Here is a 16,520-nt window from a genome sequence, read left to right as displayed (position 1 = left end):
GCGAAGCGGAAATACCCTAATTAAAAATCCAGGGAGCAAGATGCTCCCACTCCAGTCATATCAAAGAATTCGAGGAGTGCGGGCATCTTGCCCGCTTCTTAACCAATTTTCATGTCCGCTTGCGGAAACCGGACTTGATATTAATGAATCATCAGCATCAAAAACTAAGGAGAAATAACTATGGTTACGAATACAACGATCACTCAATCGCCCAATATTCCGCGATTAGAAAATGGAGACCATCTTTCACGCACAGAATTTGAGCGCCGCTATTCTAACATGCCGGAGCTAAAGAAAGCCGAATTAATCGAAGGAGTAGTTTATATGGCATCACCGTTACGGATTAATCAACATGGAAAACCGCACAGCCATATTATGGGTTGGTTGTTTTCCTATGAAGCAATGACTCCCGGAGTGGAAAGTGGAGATAATTGTACGGTTATCTTAGACCTAAACAATGAACCACAACCGGATGGATTATTACGCATTGAGCAGGAAGGACAATCTATCGTCAATGAGGAGGGATATGTGGTGGGAGCGCCGGAGTTAGTGGTAGAAATTTCGGCTTCAACGGTCTCTCTGGATATGCAAGATAAATTGCAGGTTTATTGTCGCCATCAGGTGCAAGAATATTTGGTATGGCGGGTTGAGGATCGTGAGATCGATTGGTTTCGCCTGAGAGCGGGTCAATTTCAGAAACTCGAAGCCGATGAAGATGGGATCATTCGCAGTGAAGTCTATCCGGGATTGTGGTTAGATGTTGAGGCCCTGTTGAGTGGTAATTTAGCGCGGGTGTTGCAGGTGTTGCAAGCAGGAATAGCAACAGATGAACATCAAGAATTTGTGCAGGTTCTATCACAAAAGTAGGTTGGTTTTTACTTCGTTCTACCCAAACCTTAAGGTCGTTTAAAGTGGGTGGAGTCTTTGAACCCGAAAAACCGGAGTAAAAGCTAATATTTTGTATTCTGAGCTACAAAAAAATAGCTGAAAAATCGATACAATTCCGCCAGAAAATAATATAAACTGTCCAACCCTTGGCACAATTATTATCGTTCCCCCATTTTCCAGCTCGTACCCTAAAACTAGATAGTGGCTTAACTCTAATCCATCAACAAATGTTAGCCACTCCCGCAGTAGCTGCGGATGTGTGGGTGAAAGCCGGGGCAATGCATGAACCGGAAGAACTGCCAGGATTAGCCCATTTCTTAGAACATATGGTGTTCAAAGGAACCGATCGCATCGGGCCGGGAGTGTTCGATCGCGTGATTGAAAATCGGGGTGGAGTGAGTAATGCGGCCACCAGCTATGATTATGCCCATTTCTACATTAATACGGCGGTTGCTCACCTGGGTGATACCTTGCCCTATTTAGCTGAAATTCTACTTCATCCAGCGATTCCAGAAGAGGAATTTCTGCAAGAGCGGGAAGTTGTAATGTCAGAAATCAGACAAACTCAGGACGATCCGGACTGGCTGGGATTTTCCTCTGTGCTGCAAAACTTATATCCGGATCATCCCTATGGGCGCTCCGTACTAGGGACGCAAACTCAGGTCTTAAGCCATACGCCAGAACAGATGCAAGTTTTTCATCACCACTGTTATCAACCGGAGAATATGACGGTGGTGTTGGTGGGAGATATCAGTGAAACTGAGGCGATCGATCGGGTAAGTCAAAGTTTTATTGGGTTTGAAAAAATACTTGGAAAAAGTCAGTCTTGGGGAAATGGGCGATCGCCGCAAAAATTCGCCACAGAAAATGGATTCAGAACCCCCCAAGCGCACACCATTTCTCCTCTAGAAACCATTCACAGAAAGGAATTAAAGTATCCTCGCTTAGAAGAAGCAAGATTAATGATGGCTTGGTTAGGGCCGGGAGTGGGTCGCCTCAGTGAAGCCTATGCCTTGGATTTAATTTCCGTACTCTTAGCCAATGGGCGGACTTCCCGTCTGGTGAGAGAATTGCAGGAAGAAGAGGGTTTAGTTTATGGGATTGGTAGTGATTTTTCGCTGCAACAGGATTCTAGCTTGTTTACGATTACAGCTTGGTTAGAGCCAAAATATCTGAACTATGTAGAGTCTCTGATCCGAGAGCGTCTAGATACTCTACGCACAACCCCGATTTTGGAGAGTGAATTGCGATCGTGCCAACGTCAACTGTGTAATGATTATGCCTTCTCTACGGAAACCCCTAGTCAACTGGCTGGATTGTATGGGTATTATCATACCGTGGCGGAAGCTAGGCAAGCGGTAAGTTATCCCTATCGCATTCAATCCCTAACTCCTGAAGATATCCAGCATGTGGCTCGCAAATATTTACATCCCGATCGCTATGTGGTCACCCAACTGAAACCCTTGTGGTAATTCCGGGAGGTTGCATGATTCTCAAGTTTAACCCCTTAAAACCCTTGTTGGTTTGGGTTATATCAAGTTCGCTTATTCATGTCCGCGAAGCGGAAATACCCTAATTAAAAATCCAGAATTAAAAATCCAGGGAGCAAGATGCTCCCACTCCAGTCATATCAAAGAATTCGAGGAGTGCGGGCATCTTGCCCGCTTCTCTTTTCCAATTTTCATGTCCGCTTGCGGAACCGGACTTGATATTATGGGTTTTACGGCCAGTGGAATTGAACGTTATATCGCAGATACGGTTTAGAGTATGGAAAACCGTATCTTGGCGACCGTGCCGTTTCCAAAACTTCAAGACTATACTAAAAATCAATTACGAATAGAGACACAGAGATTTATCTGTTCCCTATTCCCCATTCCCTATTTCCTGTTATATGTCTTACTATAGCTCCTATCTGATCCTGATCCCAGGGATTCTATTAATGTTTTGGGCGCAAAACCAAATCCGTAGCACCTATCAGCGTTATGCCCAAATTCCCTCTAGCATGGGGATGACAGGTGCAGAAGTGGCTCGAACAATTCTCTATCAAATGGGAATAACAGATATTAGTATTGAACCCGTTTCTGGAGAATTAACAGACCATTATGACCCCAATGCTAAAGCCGTTCGCCTTTCCGAAGGGATCTATAATTCTTCTTCTTTAGCGGCGGCGGCAGTAGCGGCCCATGAATGCGGTCATGTGCTGCAAGATAAGCAGGGTTATAGGTTTATGAATCTGAGGGCAAATTTAGTGCCTGTGGCCAATTTAGGCTCTCAGTTTGGCCCCATGTTGGTGATTTTAGGATTATTTATTAGCGGTTTAGGCACGATTTCTAGCTTAGTGATTAATTTAGGCATTGCCTTATTTGTAGGTGCGATCGCCTTTCATGTGGTTACCCTTCCGGTAGAATTTGATGCCTCTGGTCGCGCCCTAAAGTTAATTGACCAACTGGGCATTCTGCAAGGACAGGAAAATCGAGCGGCCAAAGCGGTTCTACAAGCGGCTGCCTGGACTTATGTAGCCACCGCCCTATATTCCGTGTTGCAACTGGCACAATTACTACTGATTAGCCGCGATCGCTAATCCAAAACAAGGAGTGCGAGCATCTTGCTCGCTAGAGAAAGGGAGCATCTTGCTCGCTCCCTTTCTCTAGCGTAATCCACATAACATAAAAACTGATCTCATAGGGTTAACATAGTTGGGTAAACACCAGTAATTAAGCCACTACCAAACACTGGAGATTAACCCATGAGCGATTCTCAAGCCTCACCATCGCTTCCCCTACGCCTGGTTTTAGTAATTCCCTTCGTCATCCAGATTTTCGCCGCAGTAGGATTAACCGGTTATTTTTCCTTGATGAATGGGAAAAAAGCCGTTAATAATGTCGCCTCTCAACTGAGAACCGAAAGCACTGAGCGAGTTCAGAATTATCTCAACAACTATTTAGCCATTCCCCATCAAATCAACTCAGCCAATGCTCAAGCCATCCAACAGGAATGGCTTGATTTTAAAAATATTCAGGCATTAAATCGCCAATTCTTAAATCAAAGTTATGCCTTTGGTCAAAATTATCCACTTTACATTTCTGTAGGTAATGAATCGGGAGGCTTTATCGGCGCAGGCCGCTATGATCTCAGCGATGTCTTTCTTTGGGAATTTACCGAAAATCTGCAAGCTGGACGCTTAATGAGCTATGGAGCAGATGCCGAAGGAAACATCACGGAATTACTCACCATCTACGATTTTTTTGATGCAACCACACGACCCTGGTATCAAAAAGCCGTTCAAGAAAATCGCCCCATCTGGAGTGAAGTCTATACCTATGCTGATAATATTCTAGGCATTACCGCAGCTCAACCTATTTTAGATCGCCAGGGGCAATTAATTGGGGTTGCTGGTGTTGATATTCCCTTAGATGTCATTAATCAATTTTTAGCTTCTCTCAAGGTGGGTCAATCGGGAGAAGTATTAATTCTCGAACAATCGGGTTATGTCATTGGATCTTCAACTCAAGAATCACCCTATATCCAAGATCCGAAAAACCAATCATTTAATCGCTTAGAAGCCAGCAAAAGCTCAATTTTACCCATTCGCAAAGCCAGTCAATTTTTAGAGGTAAAATTCTCACAACTGAGTCAAATCAACCAAACCCAACAGTTAGAGTTTTTTATCGATCGAGAAAAATATTTTTTACAAGTCACTCCCTTAGTGAATGACCAGGGATTAGATTGGTTGATTGTGGTACTGATTCCAGAATCAGATTTCATGACAGAAATTCATGCTAATACCGTGAGAACTATCTGGCTCTGTTTAGCAGCATTAGGAATAGCTACGGTGTTAGGAATTTATACTTCTCGTTGGATTAGTAAACCGATTTTAGCCCTAGTTCAATCTTCGGAAGCTATGTCTAATGGAGATTTAGATCAACAAGTTAAAATCGGTAATATTGCTGAACTGAAAACCTTAGCTGATTCGTTTAATCGCATGGCGACTGAACTCAAAGCTTATTTTACGGATTTGGAAAAACGGGTAGAAGAGCGCACAGCAGAATTAGCAGAAGCCAAAAAAGCGGCCGATAGTGCTAATCAAGCTAAAAGTGAATTTTTAGCCAATATGAGCCATGAATTGCGGACTCCTTTAAATGGGATTCTGGGTTATGCCCAAATTATGGATCGCGCTCAGGATCTCAACGATCACCGTAAAGGAGTTAGCATTATTCATCAAGCGGGTTCTCACTTGTTGACTTTGATTAATGATATTTTAGATCTGGCTAAAATTGAAGCCAAGAAAATGACTTTAGTGAATAGCGATTTTCATTTACCCTCTTTTTTGATTGCGGTGGCCGAAATAGCGAGAGTAAGAGCAACGAATAAGGGGATTAATTTGCAGGTTTTGATGGCTGACCATTTACCGGTGGGGGTCAAAGGAGATGAAAAGCGTTTGCGACAAGTATTATTGAATTTATTGGGCAATGCCGTTAAATTTACAGACCGAGGAGTGGTGACATTTAAGGGAGATCTGTGTAGGGAGGATTTAGAGTCTCGACAGGTGACCATTCGCTTTACAATTGAAGATACGGGTATTGGCATGACTCCTGAGCAGTTGGAGAAGATTTTTTTGCCGTTTGAACAAGTGGGGTCAAAGTCTAAGCAGTCAGAGGGGACGGGTTTAGGGTTAACGATTTGTCGGCAAATTGTGGCGATGATGGGAAGTACCCTTGAGGTAGAAAGTCAGTGGGGTGAGGGGAGCCGGTTTTGGTTTGAAGTGGAGTTACAGGTTTCGGATGAATGGGTCAGTAAGGCTGCGGTTTTAGAGCAAGGAAAAATTATTGGTTATGAAGGGGAGCGGAAAAAGATTTTGGTGGTGGACGATCAAACTCTGAATCGGACGGTAGTTTATGAGATTTTAAGGCCATTGGGATTTTTGATATCCGAGGCGAAAAATGGACGGGAAGGATTAGAAAAGTTGCCAGAGATTAAGCCGGATTTGGTGATGACGGATATTATGATGCCGGAGATGGATGGTTATGAGTTGGCGGGGAAGATTCGTGAATTGTATTCAGAAACTGTGCCGGTGTTGGCGGTGAGTGCGAGTGTGTCTTTGTCGGATCAAAATTTGGCGATCGCGGCTGGATGTGATGAGTTTCTCGATAAGCCGTTGGATATGGAGAAGTTGTTTAAGGCTTTGAAGCGGTATCTTAAAGTACAATGGATTTATGAGGACGTGCGATCGCCTCTAGAAGGGCCATCATCCCCGATGATTATACCGAAGCCAGAAGCTTTGAAACCGCTCTATAAAGCGCTCAAAATTGGCGATATTGAAGCGATCGAGAAGACAGCGTACCGACTCAAAGAAGAGGAAAGGGAGTATGAAGCGTTTAGCGATCGCCTCTTACAGTTAGCGGCTGAGTTTGATGAGCGTGGTATCCTAGAATTGTTGGAAAGCCATACTCAGGTCTGAGGTTATATTATACGGCTTTTTGGTTTACAAGCCTGTAGAAATGACAATAAGTGGTTGGGTTGCTGAGGGGGGATTGTGCCTGGGTTGAGAAATTGGGTTTCTTGACCCAATATTTGTCACTTAAGCAACATTATCCCCAAAAAACTCCGTTTCTTGCTTTATGAATATCAATGCAATTAAAAAATATTATTGATGCCATACTAGATCAGCGAATCTGGATTACCGATCATGCCGATGAAGAAGCCGCCAACGATCAACTTTCCTTTGATGAAATTTATTTTTCTGTGATGTATGGTGAAATCATTGAAACCTATCCTAATAACTACCCTTATCCTCGCTGTTTAATTTATGGTGACACTTTTTCCCATGAACCCGTACATAGTGTTTGGGATTATGATGTAGAAACCCAAACAGCAACCCTAGTAACTGTTTACCGTCCTGATTCTCAACGATGGCTCAATTATAAAAAAAGGAGATACTAAAATGAAAACCCTCAAAAAATGCCCGATTTGTTCAGGAGAAATGATAGAGAAAGAAGTTGAAAAAATTTTACAAGGAGGAAATCATACTGCGATTATTCAAATTACTGCACAAGTTTGTTTAAACTGCGGTGAACGCTTATACACTCCTGCCCAAGTCCAAAGATTTGCAGAAATTAGACGAAAATTAAAACAACAAAATTTAGATCAATTTGAAGCCATTGGTCAATCTTTCCGAGTTCAATAAATCGATGAAATCCTGGAAGCGTCTTTTCGGAATTTTAGAAGTTATTGCTGAAAATATTAATCTGAATACCCGAATGCTTCGCCCCTATCAGAACTCTCATCTCTCATTCTTATACCAATTGACCTATGTCCCTACAGACTCTAAATCTAACCCCTGAACTGTATGATTATTTACTAAAATTTTCCCTCAGAGAGCCGGAAATTTTAGCCCAACTGCGAGCAGAAACCGCCCAAAACCCCAGGGCACAGATGCAAATTTCCCCGGAGCAAGGTCAGTTTATGGCATTTCTGGTGCGGTTAATGGGCGCAAAAAAAACGTTAGAGATTGGAGTATTTACGGGATATAGTAGCTTAGTGGTAGCCTTAGCCTTGCCTCCAGAGGGTCGGATGGTGGCTTGTGATGTGGATGCAGAGGTGACGAATGTAGCGCGTCGTTATTGGCAAAAGGCAGGAGTGAGCGATCGCATCGACTTACGCATTGCTCCCGCTTTAGACACCCTAGAGCAATTAATAGCAAACGGGGAAGAAAATACCTTTGATTTTGCCTTTATTGATGCCGATAAACGCAATTATCTGAATTACTACGAAAAAGCCTTAACTTTAGTGCGTCCAGGAGGAATCATTGCCATTGATAATGTTTTATGGTCAGGAAAAGTCGCCGATCCGCAAGTAGATGATCCCCGCACCCAAGCCATTCGAGAATTTAATCAAACTCTACACAAAGATAAGCGTATTCAATTGACTTTAGTCCCCATTGGCGATGGCTTAACCTTAGCCTGGAAGTGTTAAATCGTACCCTAAAACCCGTTCTGCCAGAAGCGCTTACCGTTTGGGAATGGATAGGAGTTTTTAATTTTTCATGGAAAATAGGGAATCATGAAAGGGACATCAATACTCGGTTATCGCTATGTGGAAACGATTGTGGAACGCTTTGATCGGTTGGGTGAGAAGATTATGGGGGCAGTTATTGGGCGATCGAGGGAGTTCAGTGACAATTGCTCGCCCAGAAGAGAAGCGCCAACCCCCACTCGATCGCACGGGATATGAGTTTGTCTTTATGCAACTGCTCGAAGGAGTCGATGGGGGATGGGAAACGCCTCAAGTGCAGCAATATTTGAGTACCTTATCCGATCGCACCACCCCAGAAGGATGGCTCAATTGGTTAACAGAATTTGGCGATCGCCTCTTAGAAAATCCAGTTCCCAATCATCAATTGGCTTCCCGGTTATTAAAGTTGGGAGCAGTTGAACTCGGAGCCATCGGTCAAAAAGCCACTCAAGTGGGGCGAGCTTTGCTGCAAAAAACCTTTACCCCCGAAACAGTGCAACCGATGACAACAGAGGCTCAGGAGTTATTTAATCAAGCCAATAGCTTGTATGAACAGAGCCAGTATGCCAGGGCTTTGGCACTTTGGGATCGGGTGTTGGAGATGAAACCCGATTTTTATCAGGTTTGGATTAATCGAGGGGTAGCCTTCAATCAGCTTAAACGTTATGAAGAGGCATTAGGCAGCTACGATCAGGCCCTGGCGATTAAATCCGATTATGATATTGCTTGGAGTAATCGGGGGGTAGCCCTGAGAAATTTAGGCCGCTATCAGGAAGCCTTAGATAGTTATGAACAAGCTCTAAAATTACAACCCAATGCGTTCGATCCTTGGCTCAATCGAGGAACGGTATTAAGTTGGTTTGAACGGTTCTCCGAAGCGCTGCAAAGTTTTGAGAAGGCAACAGAAATTCGCCCCGATGCCTTTCAAGGGTGGGTGGGAAAAGCGCGAATCTTAACCAGCCTTCAACGCTATGAAGAGGCGATCGCCGCTTGGGATCGGGTGATTGCCCTCAATGAAACCCTAGCCGATGCTTGGCAACATAAAGCGATTTGTTTATATGCTCTAGAGCGCTATGAAGACACTATCGCCTGTTGCGATCGAGCCTTGCAACTCGAACCCGAACATGAGACTACCATTTCTTACTGGAGTAAGGCCCAAGCCCGATTAAGTGGTTTAACCGCCCAAGCACAGGAGAGCCAAAAATTGGAGCAACCCCAAGAATCCCAACCCGAAACCGAATGAAACCTCAGCAATTCCTAGTTTTCAGGGATTTAAAACATAATGAAACAAAAAAGTAAAGATCGTCTAGCCGAGTTAGAAAAAATCCGAGATTTTGTGAAACGGTTTCGGGATAAAAAAATGAGTAGCCAAGAATTTTTAAATGAACGCAATCCTTCTAAAGAGATTGCAAAATTTGTCAAAAATATGTTGAGCTTTCCCTCTTTCTTTTGATAAAAACAATACAATATTCAAGGGCTATTGATGGTATACTCTCACTCTAATATAATGAGCAAATCGCTCATCCCGGAGTAAACTCTAATGATAGAACCTCCTAGTGCTAACCTAGAAGCCCAAAAAAACGATCGCACGGCCTATCGATTCAGTTGGCGGTACTTGCCCCTCGGCGCTCAGATCCTCTGTATTGCTTTTGGCGCTTTGGTTTTAGTGCCGATTTTAACCGGACTAAACCCCAATGTTGCCCTATTAACTGCCGGTTTAGGAACCTTAGTATTTCAATGGGTAACTGGGGGGAAAGTACCGGTTTTTTTAGCCTCTTCCTTTGCTTTTATTGCCCCCATTCAACTGGGGGTAGAAAAGTATGGTTTAGCCGAAACTTTGTCAGGATTAATGGCTGCTGGAGTCGTTTATTTACTCTTGAGTTTGTTAATTTTATGGCGCGGTTCCGGATTTTTGCTCCGCTTGCTACCTCCGGTGGTTACCGGGCCGGTAATTATGGTCATTGGCTTATCCCTGGCTCCCATTGCTATTGATATGGCTTCTAATGCGGGGGAAGGATACAGCGCAGGAGCCGCTCTAGCCGTTTCCGGTAGCGCTTTACTGGCCACCTTATTAACCGTATTATTCAGTCGAGGATGGTTAAAATTAGTGCCCATTTTAGCGGGTTTATTGGTGGGCTATCTGGTGGCTTTTCCTTTCGGAATGGTTGATTTAACTCCGATCGCCGAAGCCCCTTGGTTTGCCCTACCCCAATGTACCTTACCCCGGTTCCATTTACCCTCCATTCTATTTATTGTACCCGTGGCGATCGCCCCGGCGATCGAACACTTTGGCGATATCCTCGCCATCAGTGCCGTAGCTCAAAAAGACTATTTTCGCGACCCCGGTATCCATCGCACCCTCCTCGGAGATGGTTTAGCCACCAGTCTAGCCGCCTGTTTAGGCGGCCCCCCCAATACCACCTACTCCGAAGTCACCGGAGCCATTGCCCTGATTAAACTCTTTAACGCCGGGATCATGACTTGGGCAGCAATTTTAGCCATTTTACTCGCTTTCTTCGGTAAACTAGGAGCCTTTTTACGCTCTATTCCCGTACCCGCCATGGGCGGAATTCTAGTTATTTTATTCGGTACGATCGTAGTCGTGGGTATGAATAGCCTAGTCCGCTCTGGAGATGATCTCATGAAACCCCGCAATTTGACAATTGTCGCCATTATTCTGGTCTTTGGAGTCGGTGGACTGAGCCTAAAAGCGGGAGAATTTGCCCTACAAGGCATTGGTTTATGTGGTATTTTTGGCGTGTTACTCAATGGGCTTTTACCAAATGAGTAAATAGGGATCGTCTAAGGTTTGGTATGAGCCTTCTAAAACGGTCTGAAATTGGTGATGTATCATCCGATTTTGCTCTGGATTGAGGGTATATAATCTCGTTTCTGGTTGTTGGCTAAATAAGGGTTCATTGAACTCCCTATTTCCCCCATCCTGTCCCCATTTAGGATGTAAGCCAGGAGGTAAATATCCCCGGAGTAATTGCCGTAGGCGATCGCCACAAACCGCCGTATTAATTCCCCGTTGTTCTAACAAGTGGAAAATTTGACTTTCGGCGATCGCCTCATCGGGCATCACCCGTAGTAATTCTAACAACAGAAAATAATCACTATATTGATGGCGAACCGTATTCAGGACTTGAGGATAAAGCGGTAAATTCGCCAATCCATAAGCCACCCGACTACATTTAGGCAGTTGTCCCTGTGGAATACGGTCTTGAATAATCGCCGCACTCGGTAGTTTTTGCCGCAACCAACGGGCGATCGCCGTCAAAGACGCACTTCCCCCCGTACATAAAGCCTGACGTATCCCTTGGGGAGCAACTCCCGTCTGACTAAATAGGCGATTCACCTCCCGACTGAGCGCCCGTAAAAAAGGCACAAACACCTTCATCTCCAAATCCCGACGCTTAATCGTCCATTGCTGCTGCTCTAGGCGAACCGTAATCTGGTTTTCGATCTGAAGTCTATATTTCACCTCTCTGGCGATCGCCAATACCCCCTGACCCCACTCTGAACTCCCCAAATACTCCGCCAACCGACAACGGGTCTCTAAATCCACCTCTCCCGGTTGAGGAAACCTTATCCCCAGTTCCCCATCCGATATACCCGGTAAAAAGGGATGCTCCCCACCCAACAACAACTGACCCATAATATCCTGATCGATCGCATCCCCCCCATAAGCCAGAGATCCCACATGGAAATCCTCATACTTAAGTTCAGATCGTTTTAACGGAATATCCACCAAAGCAAACTCCGTCTTTGTTGCGCCCGAATCTAAAATCAACGTTGCTCCTTGCCATTGCGTTCCCTGGGCCATATCCCGCAACTCCGATATGACCAAAGCGATCGGCTCCTCTAAAAACAGAATTTGATCCGGCCGATCGACCCAACCCGTCCTCAAAATCCCCTCTCGCAGATTAAATCGATAGGCATCACTCCAATGGGCCGGACAACCCACAATCACCCCACTTAACTGACTCCAAATCTCTGGCTTATAGCCTTCTCGATCCCTCATCCCCTGCAACTGTTTAGCCATCTCCTCAAGGATCGCCCTCCCCGCTAAACCCCAATCTAGACAAGGCTTCAGGGGGACTCCCGCCACACCCGGTAGAGCCTGGAAACGCTCCAAGGGATAAAAACAGTGCGTCGAGTAATTCAGTAACACGGCTGAAATCCCCGTGGTTCCCCAATCAATCCCCAAATACCAGAGTCCTGGCTCGCGATCGGAGCGCTGTTTTACCGATGAGTGATACGCCACACTTTTTCCCTCTCTCACATCCTCAGAATTAATCTCTATTCAAAGAATTCAATGGTGGATCGGGATCATTATCATCTGCAAACCCTTCAAAGACATCATCTAGGGTAAAGGTTTCTTCTTGAGTGAGGCTATCCGTTTCACTTGAAGTAGGAGAGGAGGGATCGGGATCTCGGTTTGAAAATTCGCTCGCCAAAAACCCGTCAAACATATTTTCTATCGTTGATGTCCCTCCCCCAGTCGATGGATCAATAGCGTCTTGATTCTCTGGATTGTCTTCCTCAAAGGCATCATCTAGAGTAACCGATTCAGCCTCTTGTGGGTCTAAATCTTGGGCTTCTTCCCCAAACACCGTATCGATGGTTAAAGATTCTGGTAAGTTGAACGGGTTGTCCTGCGCCCACAAAGGATTTGAGTCGTCTACTTTTTTCTCTGGAAGTGGCGGGGGCAATTCTGGATCTTCTCTGAATCCTTCAAATAAACTTTCTTCCGGTTCTGCTGTAGGTTCTGGACTCTTTGGCTCAGGGGTCAAAATTTCATTGAGGAAATTCTCAGTATTCATCGCTGCCTCTTCTTCAGGAAGGGCAGGGGCAGCATCGACGGACTCTAAAGTGCCAAATAGATCCTCCTGTGGAGGATCTAGGGAGGGCGCTGGCCCAGTCCTCTCACCTTCGAGACTAAATAAATCTTGACTTAACTGCTCTAAGACTTCGCCCTGTAAGTTTAACTGACTAACCCCCTGGGTTTCTTCGAGATCGGTGGGTAATAAGACTTCATCGGGAGAAGCAGGAATATAAACATCTTCTGTGGAGTTTAAAGGGGTTTCCGTTGCCCAGTCTGTTTCTAGGTTCTCTGAGGCGATCTGGGGTGGGGGATCTTCGTCGCCAAATAACTCCATGAAGGTTTCTAGGGAAACCGGATCTTCTACTTGGGAGGGCGGTGGCGCTAATTCAAAGAGGTTCGACTCAACCACTGCACTGTTTGAGGATCGGTCTTCACTTTCGGGGGCTTCTGCTAAGTCCTCGCTTGGTGCTTCCGCTTCATCTAATCCTTCAAATAAATCGGTTTCTAGGGTTTCGGCGATCGCCTCTTGCTCTTCCTCTGCTGCGGGTTCTTCCCTTTGGGCGATCGCTGCTAAATCCGGTTCTGGCTCCGCCTCCGGTAATATCCGATCCGATTCTGCTGCCTCGACTAACTCTTGCAGGGGATCGTCCGCTTCTTCCTGGTCTGGAATTTCACCCGTTGTAAATCGATCGGAGCCAAACAAGGCATCATAAAATTCATCCCCTTCAATCTCTGCTTCTGGCTCTTCTGAAGCTACCTCACCATGGGCGGAGGACTCTTCCGAGGGTCGATCTTCTTCTTCCTGCTCCACTTCCTCTGTAATATCAACCGCTTCTTCTGAGTCTTCCAATTGTTCAAAAAATTCCAATGCGATCTCCTCATCGAGATCCCCCAACTCTTCTAAATCCTCCGACTCTTCCTCCTCTATCGATTCCGGTTCAAAATTATCCCAATCCTCCTCTTCTTTCATTTCCTCAGACTGGGGATCGGTGGGTTGGGAAATAAGGCTATCTGGAGTAGAGAGGGGGACTTTTCCATCCGTTTCCGGGGCGATGGCCGAAGGATTCAAAGATTTACCCCCACTCGGTTGTTCTAAGGTTCCCCCAGAACTCTCTTCCGATCGCGTTTGCACATAGGATGACGCTTCTCGCCCTAACTGGGATGCCAACCGGTTCACCAAAGCACTAAACATCACCTCACCCTGTTGACCCAAACTATACATATGGTCAATGCCTTGGGTCATCGACTCACCATAGCTTTGAAGATTACTTTGCAGCGTCTCAAAGACCACATTAATCGACGCATCTAGAGTTTTGAGCAGTTTATCCGATTGAGCTTGCAACGCTCGTAGTTGCTCTAGTCGTTCCTGGGGAGTCAACAGCACCGGATCGGCATTACTATCGGGGGCCAAAATTGGATCGTGGGGTTCAGGGGATCGATATTGCAGATACTCCACCTGCAAATTGGCTAAATTCTCAGCTACTTGTTGGGTTAAACTTTCTGCACAGCGATCGATCAGCGTTTGGAAAAACTCCGTCATCATCTTCTGAGATTGACCCGACATCGAATTATTGCGGCGCTGTTGATCTAGAAATTGCAGCTCTTGGCGCATTTGTTCCCGTTGGCTAGAGAGCGCTGCAATTTCTGCTTGTAAGGGCATGAGAATACTAGAGCGCAAATCCTGCACCACAGCTTGCACAATTTCTTGATTCGCCGCACTCTGGGGTTGGGGTGTGGGTTGGCTCTCTTGGGAAAGATCCGCCCCCAATAGGGAAAGACGACGGCGACTCGGAGGAGTTGGACGAGTGGAGGGGGGGAGTTGACCTTTGGCAGCAGGATGCCCAGTTGAGGCGCTGGGTAAACTGGCCAAATAGTCCCGAACCCGTCTTAATACCCGACGTTGTTGGCTCACCTCTCCCGCCATCACCCAAGGGAGGCGAGACTGGGTTTTGGATAGCACGCTATCAATTTCCGTTATCAGTGCTTGACGCGGGTCAGTCTGAGGTGTCACAATCGTCATCCCTAACTATAAGTTCGCTCGGTTCTGCTGAAGGTAGGCATACTGCAAGCAGTGTAAGTCAAAATTGGACGGCTAGGGCGGATTTGATGCGAAAATTAACTTTATCTTATGTTATGGGTTTGGGTCATTGAGGGCGATCGCCCTCAATGACCGGTAAATCTTGTAGATTTTGAAGCACTTTACGTTATGATGGCCCTTATCGTTATAGGTGTAAACCCCTGGCCTGCCCTCAGCCGTCGTTATTTCGCCTTTTAGTTTTTTGAATCCCGCACATTACCCCTATGGTAGAACGACACAAGTCTCGTGGTGAACTGAATCAGCGTGAACTTATTAAATCAGCCCCCTTTTTTGAAGGCTTACCGGAGGAAATTGTTGAACGGACGACGGCGCAAGTAGTGGTGCGAGAACATCCTTCTAACCAAGTCATTCTCTTGGAAAATGATTGGGGAAGTTCCGTTTATTTTATTTTGGAAGGATGGGTTAAAATTCGTACTTATAATTTAGATGGTAAAGAAGTAACTCTCAACATTATTGGTAAGGGAGAATTATTCGGTGAAATGGCCCCCCTAGAAGAGGTTCCCCGCTCGACGGATGTGATTACTCTCGCCCCAACCACGATTGGTAATATGCCTGCTAGTGATTTTGTTAACCTAATTCATACGGAACCTAAAGCGGGCATCCGCTTGGCCCAATTAATGGCTCGACGGTTACGCCAAGTCAACCGACGCTTACGACTGCGAGAGTCGGATAGTACCTCCCGTGTCGCCGATATTTTATTATTTTTGGCCGATGGTCAAGGAACTAAAACGGCTGAAGGGGTGGAAATCCCCAATTTACCCCACCGAGAATTAAGTAGTTTAAGTGGATTAGCCCGTGAAACGGTGACTAGGGTTTTGAGTAAGTTGGAAAAGAAAAAGTTAATTGTACGGCCCGATCGCGATACACTCTGTATTCCCGATTTGGGTGCTTTGGAGCGCTTGATGGTGTGATGAGTAATCAGTAGTAAGTAATGAGTAATGAGTATAACCCGCAAAACGGGGAAAACCAGAGTCCAGATCGTCCGGTAAATCTGACGTTGCCTCTAGTTGAATCAGCATTTTTAGCCAGTACCTCTAGTCTAATTTGGTTGGTGAATTATTATTTTCCACCGGGGCCATTGTTGCGGATCTTTTTCCCCGTACCGATCGCCTTAGCTTATTTGCGCTGGGGAAGTCGTAATGCTTGGATGACGATGACGGTAACGGGTTTGCTGTTAACGGTGCTAATGGGGCCAACCCGCAGTATCCTGTTTCTGATTCCCTTTGGACTGTTAGGGGTACAGTTGGGGATGATGTGGCGACGGGGAGCAAGTTGGTGTCTGTCCATTGGGTTGGGGACGCTATTAGGGGCGATCGGCTTTTTCTTCAAGATTTGGTTGGTGTCCATTCTCCTCGGTGAGGATTTATGGCTGTATCTGATGGCACAGGTGACGGGGTTACTCGATTGGGCTTTCCTGAAGTTGGGACTATTGGCCGAGCCGGATATTATGGTGGTACAGGCGATCGCCGTCGTCATGGTTTTAATTAATAATTTTATCTATTTGTTCGTTGTCCATTTAGTCTCTAGTTTGCTCCTAGAAAAACTCGGTAACCCCATCCCCCAACCCCCTGCTTGGGTAGAAGTGTTGTTAGATCGGGAGTAGATGGTGTGGGGTGATGGGGTGATGGGGTGATGGGGTGATGGGGTGATGGGGTGATGGGGTGATGGGGTGATGGGGTGATGGGGTGATGGGGT

Annotated in this window: 14 protein-coding genes; 12 read left to right on the top strand and 2 right to left on the bottom strand. The window is 45.7% G+C overall.

Translation table 11 applies throughout. The features are described from left to right. Window positions 1-180: 180 nt before the first annotated feature. From PMG71_RS14390 to PMG71_RS14345, 10 genes are all read left to right on the top strand, one after another. Window positions 181-867, top strand: coding sequence for a Uma2 family endonuclease (locus PMG71_RS14390; RefSeq protein WP_283754394.1), 687 nt, complete (start codon window positions 181-183; stop codon window positions 865-867). Window positions 868-1,034: 167 nt separating this feature from the next. Further along, entirely contained in the window at window positions 1,035-2,360 is a 1,326-nt protein-coding gene (locus tag PMG71_RS14385; RefSeq protein ID WP_283754393.1) for a M16 family metallopeptidase, read from the top strand. Between the two features lie 419 nt (window positions 2,361-2,779). Continuing rightward, a complete protein-coding gene (locus PMG71_RS14380) occupies window positions 2,780-3,469 on the top strand; it encodes a zinc metallopeptidase (protein WP_283754392.1) in 690 nt (229 codons plus the stop codon). Between the two features lie 165 nt (window positions 3,470-3,634). Beyond that, window positions 3,635-6,346 carry a hybrid sensor histidine kinase/response regulator gene (locus PMG71_RS14375; protein ID WP_283754391.1) on the top strand — a complete coding sequence of 904 codons (2,712 nt, stop codon included), beginning with the start codon at window positions 3,635-3,637 and terminating at the stop codon, window positions 6,344-6,346. Window positions 6,347-6,516: 170 nt separating this feature from the next. Then, the gene (locus PMG71_RS14370; RefSeq protein WP_283754390.1) at window positions 6,517-6,828 is read left to right on the top strand and encodes a DUF4258 domain-containing protein; all 312 of its coding nucleotides are present in this window, start codon (window positions 6,517-6,519) and stop codon (window positions 6,826-6,828) included. 1 nt (window position 6,829) lies between these two features. Further along, window positions 6,830-7,072 carry a YgiT-type zinc finger protein gene (locus PMG71_RS14365; protein WP_283754389.1) on the top strand — a complete coding sequence of 81 codons (243 nt, stop codon included), beginning with the start codon at window positions 6,830-6,832 and terminating at the stop codon, window positions 7,070-7,072. A gap of 125 nt (window positions 7,073-7,197) precedes the next feature. Further along, window positions 7,198-7,860 carry a class I SAM-dependent methyltransferase gene (locus PMG71_RS14360; protein ID WP_283754388.1) on the top strand — a complete coding sequence of 221 codons (663 nt, stop codon included), beginning with the start codon at window positions 7,198-7,200 and terminating at the stop codon, window positions 7,858-7,860. Between the two features lie 118 nt (window positions 7,861-7,978). Continuing rightward, window positions 7,979-9,142, top strand: a complete 1,164-nt coding sequence (locus PMG71_RS14355) for a tetratricopeptide repeat protein (RefSeq protein WP_283754387.1) — start codon at window positions 7,979-7,981, stop codon at window positions 9,140-9,142. A 39-nt stretch (window positions 9,143-9,181) separates the two neighbouring features. After that, window positions 9,182-9,352, top strand: a complete 171-nt coding sequence (locus PMG71_RS14350) for a hypothetical protein (protein WP_283754386.1) — start codon at window positions 9,182-9,184, stop codon at window positions 9,350-9,352. Between the two features lie 87 nt (window positions 9,353-9,439). Continuing rightward, window positions 9,440-10,690 (top strand): uracil-xanthine permease family protein, encoded by a 1,251-nt coding sequence (locus PMG71_RS14345; protein ID WP_283754385.1) that lies wholly within the window; start codon window positions 9,440-9,442, stop codon window positions 10,688-10,690. Here PMG71_RS14345 and PMG71_RS14340 read toward each other — a convergent pair. After that, window positions 10,676-12,166: a hypothetical protein gene (locus PMG71_RS14340; RefSeq protein ID WP_283754384.1), complete on the bottom strand. Its 1,491-nt coding sequence runs from the start codon at window positions 12,164-12,166 to the stop codon at window positions 10,676-10,678. The genes PMG71_RS14345 and PMG71_RS14340 overlap by 15 nt on opposite strands. A gap of 28 nt (window positions 12,167-12,194) precedes the next feature. Continuing rightward, the gene (locus tag PMG71_RS14335) at window positions 12,195-14,738 is read right to left on the bottom strand and encodes a hypothetical protein (RefSeq protein WP_283754383.1); all 2,544 of its coding nucleotides are present in this window, start codon (window positions 14,736-14,738) and stop codon (window positions 12,195-12,197) included. A gap of 290 nt (window positions 14,739-15,028) precedes the next feature. On the opposite strand from PMG71_RS14335, the gene PMG71_RS14330 reads away from it, so the two are divergent. After that, on the top strand, window positions 15,029-15,736 hold the full coding sequence (locus tag PMG71_RS14330) for a Crp/Fnr family transcriptional regulator (RefSeq protein WP_271938098.1): 708 nt from the start codon (window positions 15,029-15,031) through the stop codon (window positions 15,734-15,736). Between the two features lie 20 nt (window positions 15,737-15,756). Continuing rightward, a complete protein-coding gene (locus PMG71_RS14325; protein ID WP_283754382.1) occupies window positions 15,757-16,428 on the top strand; it encodes a DUF2232 domain-containing protein in 672 nt (223 codons plus the stop codon). The last annotated feature ends 92 nt before the right edge of the window (window positions 16,429-16,520 follow it).

This window comes from Roseofilum acuticapitatum BLCC-M154, from assembly GCF_030068475.1.
GTDB lineage: Bacteria > Cyanobacteriota > Cyanobacteriia > Cyanobacteriales > Desertifilaceae > Roseofilum > Roseofilum acuticapitatum.
The sequence above is the reverse complement of the archived record's forward strand: the minus strand, read 5'-3'. Positions and strand labels throughout refer to the sequence as shown.

Coding starts and splice junctions, on each gene's coding strand:
- PMG71_RS14360 (WP_283754388.1), top strand. CDS start 7,198: ATGTCCCTACAGACTCTAAATCTAACCCCTGAACTGTATGATTATTTA.
- PMG71_RS14380 (WP_283754392.1), top strand. CDS start 2,780: ATGTCTTACTATAGCTCCTATCTGATCCTGATCCCAGGGATTCTATTA.
- PMG71_RS14375 (WP_283754391.1), top strand. CDS start 3,635: ATGAGCGATTCTCAAGCCTCACCATCGCTTCCCCTACGCCTGGTTTTA.
- PMG71_RS14355 (WP_283754387.1), top strand. CDS start 7,979: ATGTGGAAACGATTGTGGAACGCTTTGATCGGTTGGGTGAGAAGATTA.
- PMG71_RS14370 (WP_283754390.1), top strand. CDS start 6,517: ATGCAATTAAAAAATATTATTGATGCCATACTAGATCAGCGAATCTGG.
- PMG71_RS14390 (WP_283754394.1), top strand. CDS start 181: ATGGTTACGAATACAACGATCACTCAATCGCCCAATATTCCGCGATTA.
- PMG71_RS14350 (WP_283754386.1), top strand. CDS start 9,182: ATGAAACAAAAAAGTAAAGATCGTCTAGCCGAGTTAGAAAAAATCCGA.
- PMG71_RS14325 (WP_283754382.1), top strand. CDS start 15,757: ATGAGTAATGAGTATAACCCGCAAAACGGGGAAAACCAGAGTCCAGAT.
- PMG71_RS14365 (WP_283754389.1), top strand. CDS start 6,830: ATGAAAACCCTCAAAAAATGCCCGATTTGTTCAGGAGAAATGATAGAG.
- PMG71_RS14330 (WP_271938098.1), top strand. CDS start 15,029: ATGGTAGAACGACACAAGTCTCGTGGTGAACTGAATCAGCGTGAACTT.
- PMG71_RS14345 (WP_283754385.1), top strand. CDS start 9,440: ATGATAGAACCTCCTAGTGCTAACCTAGAAGCCCAAAAAAACGATCGC.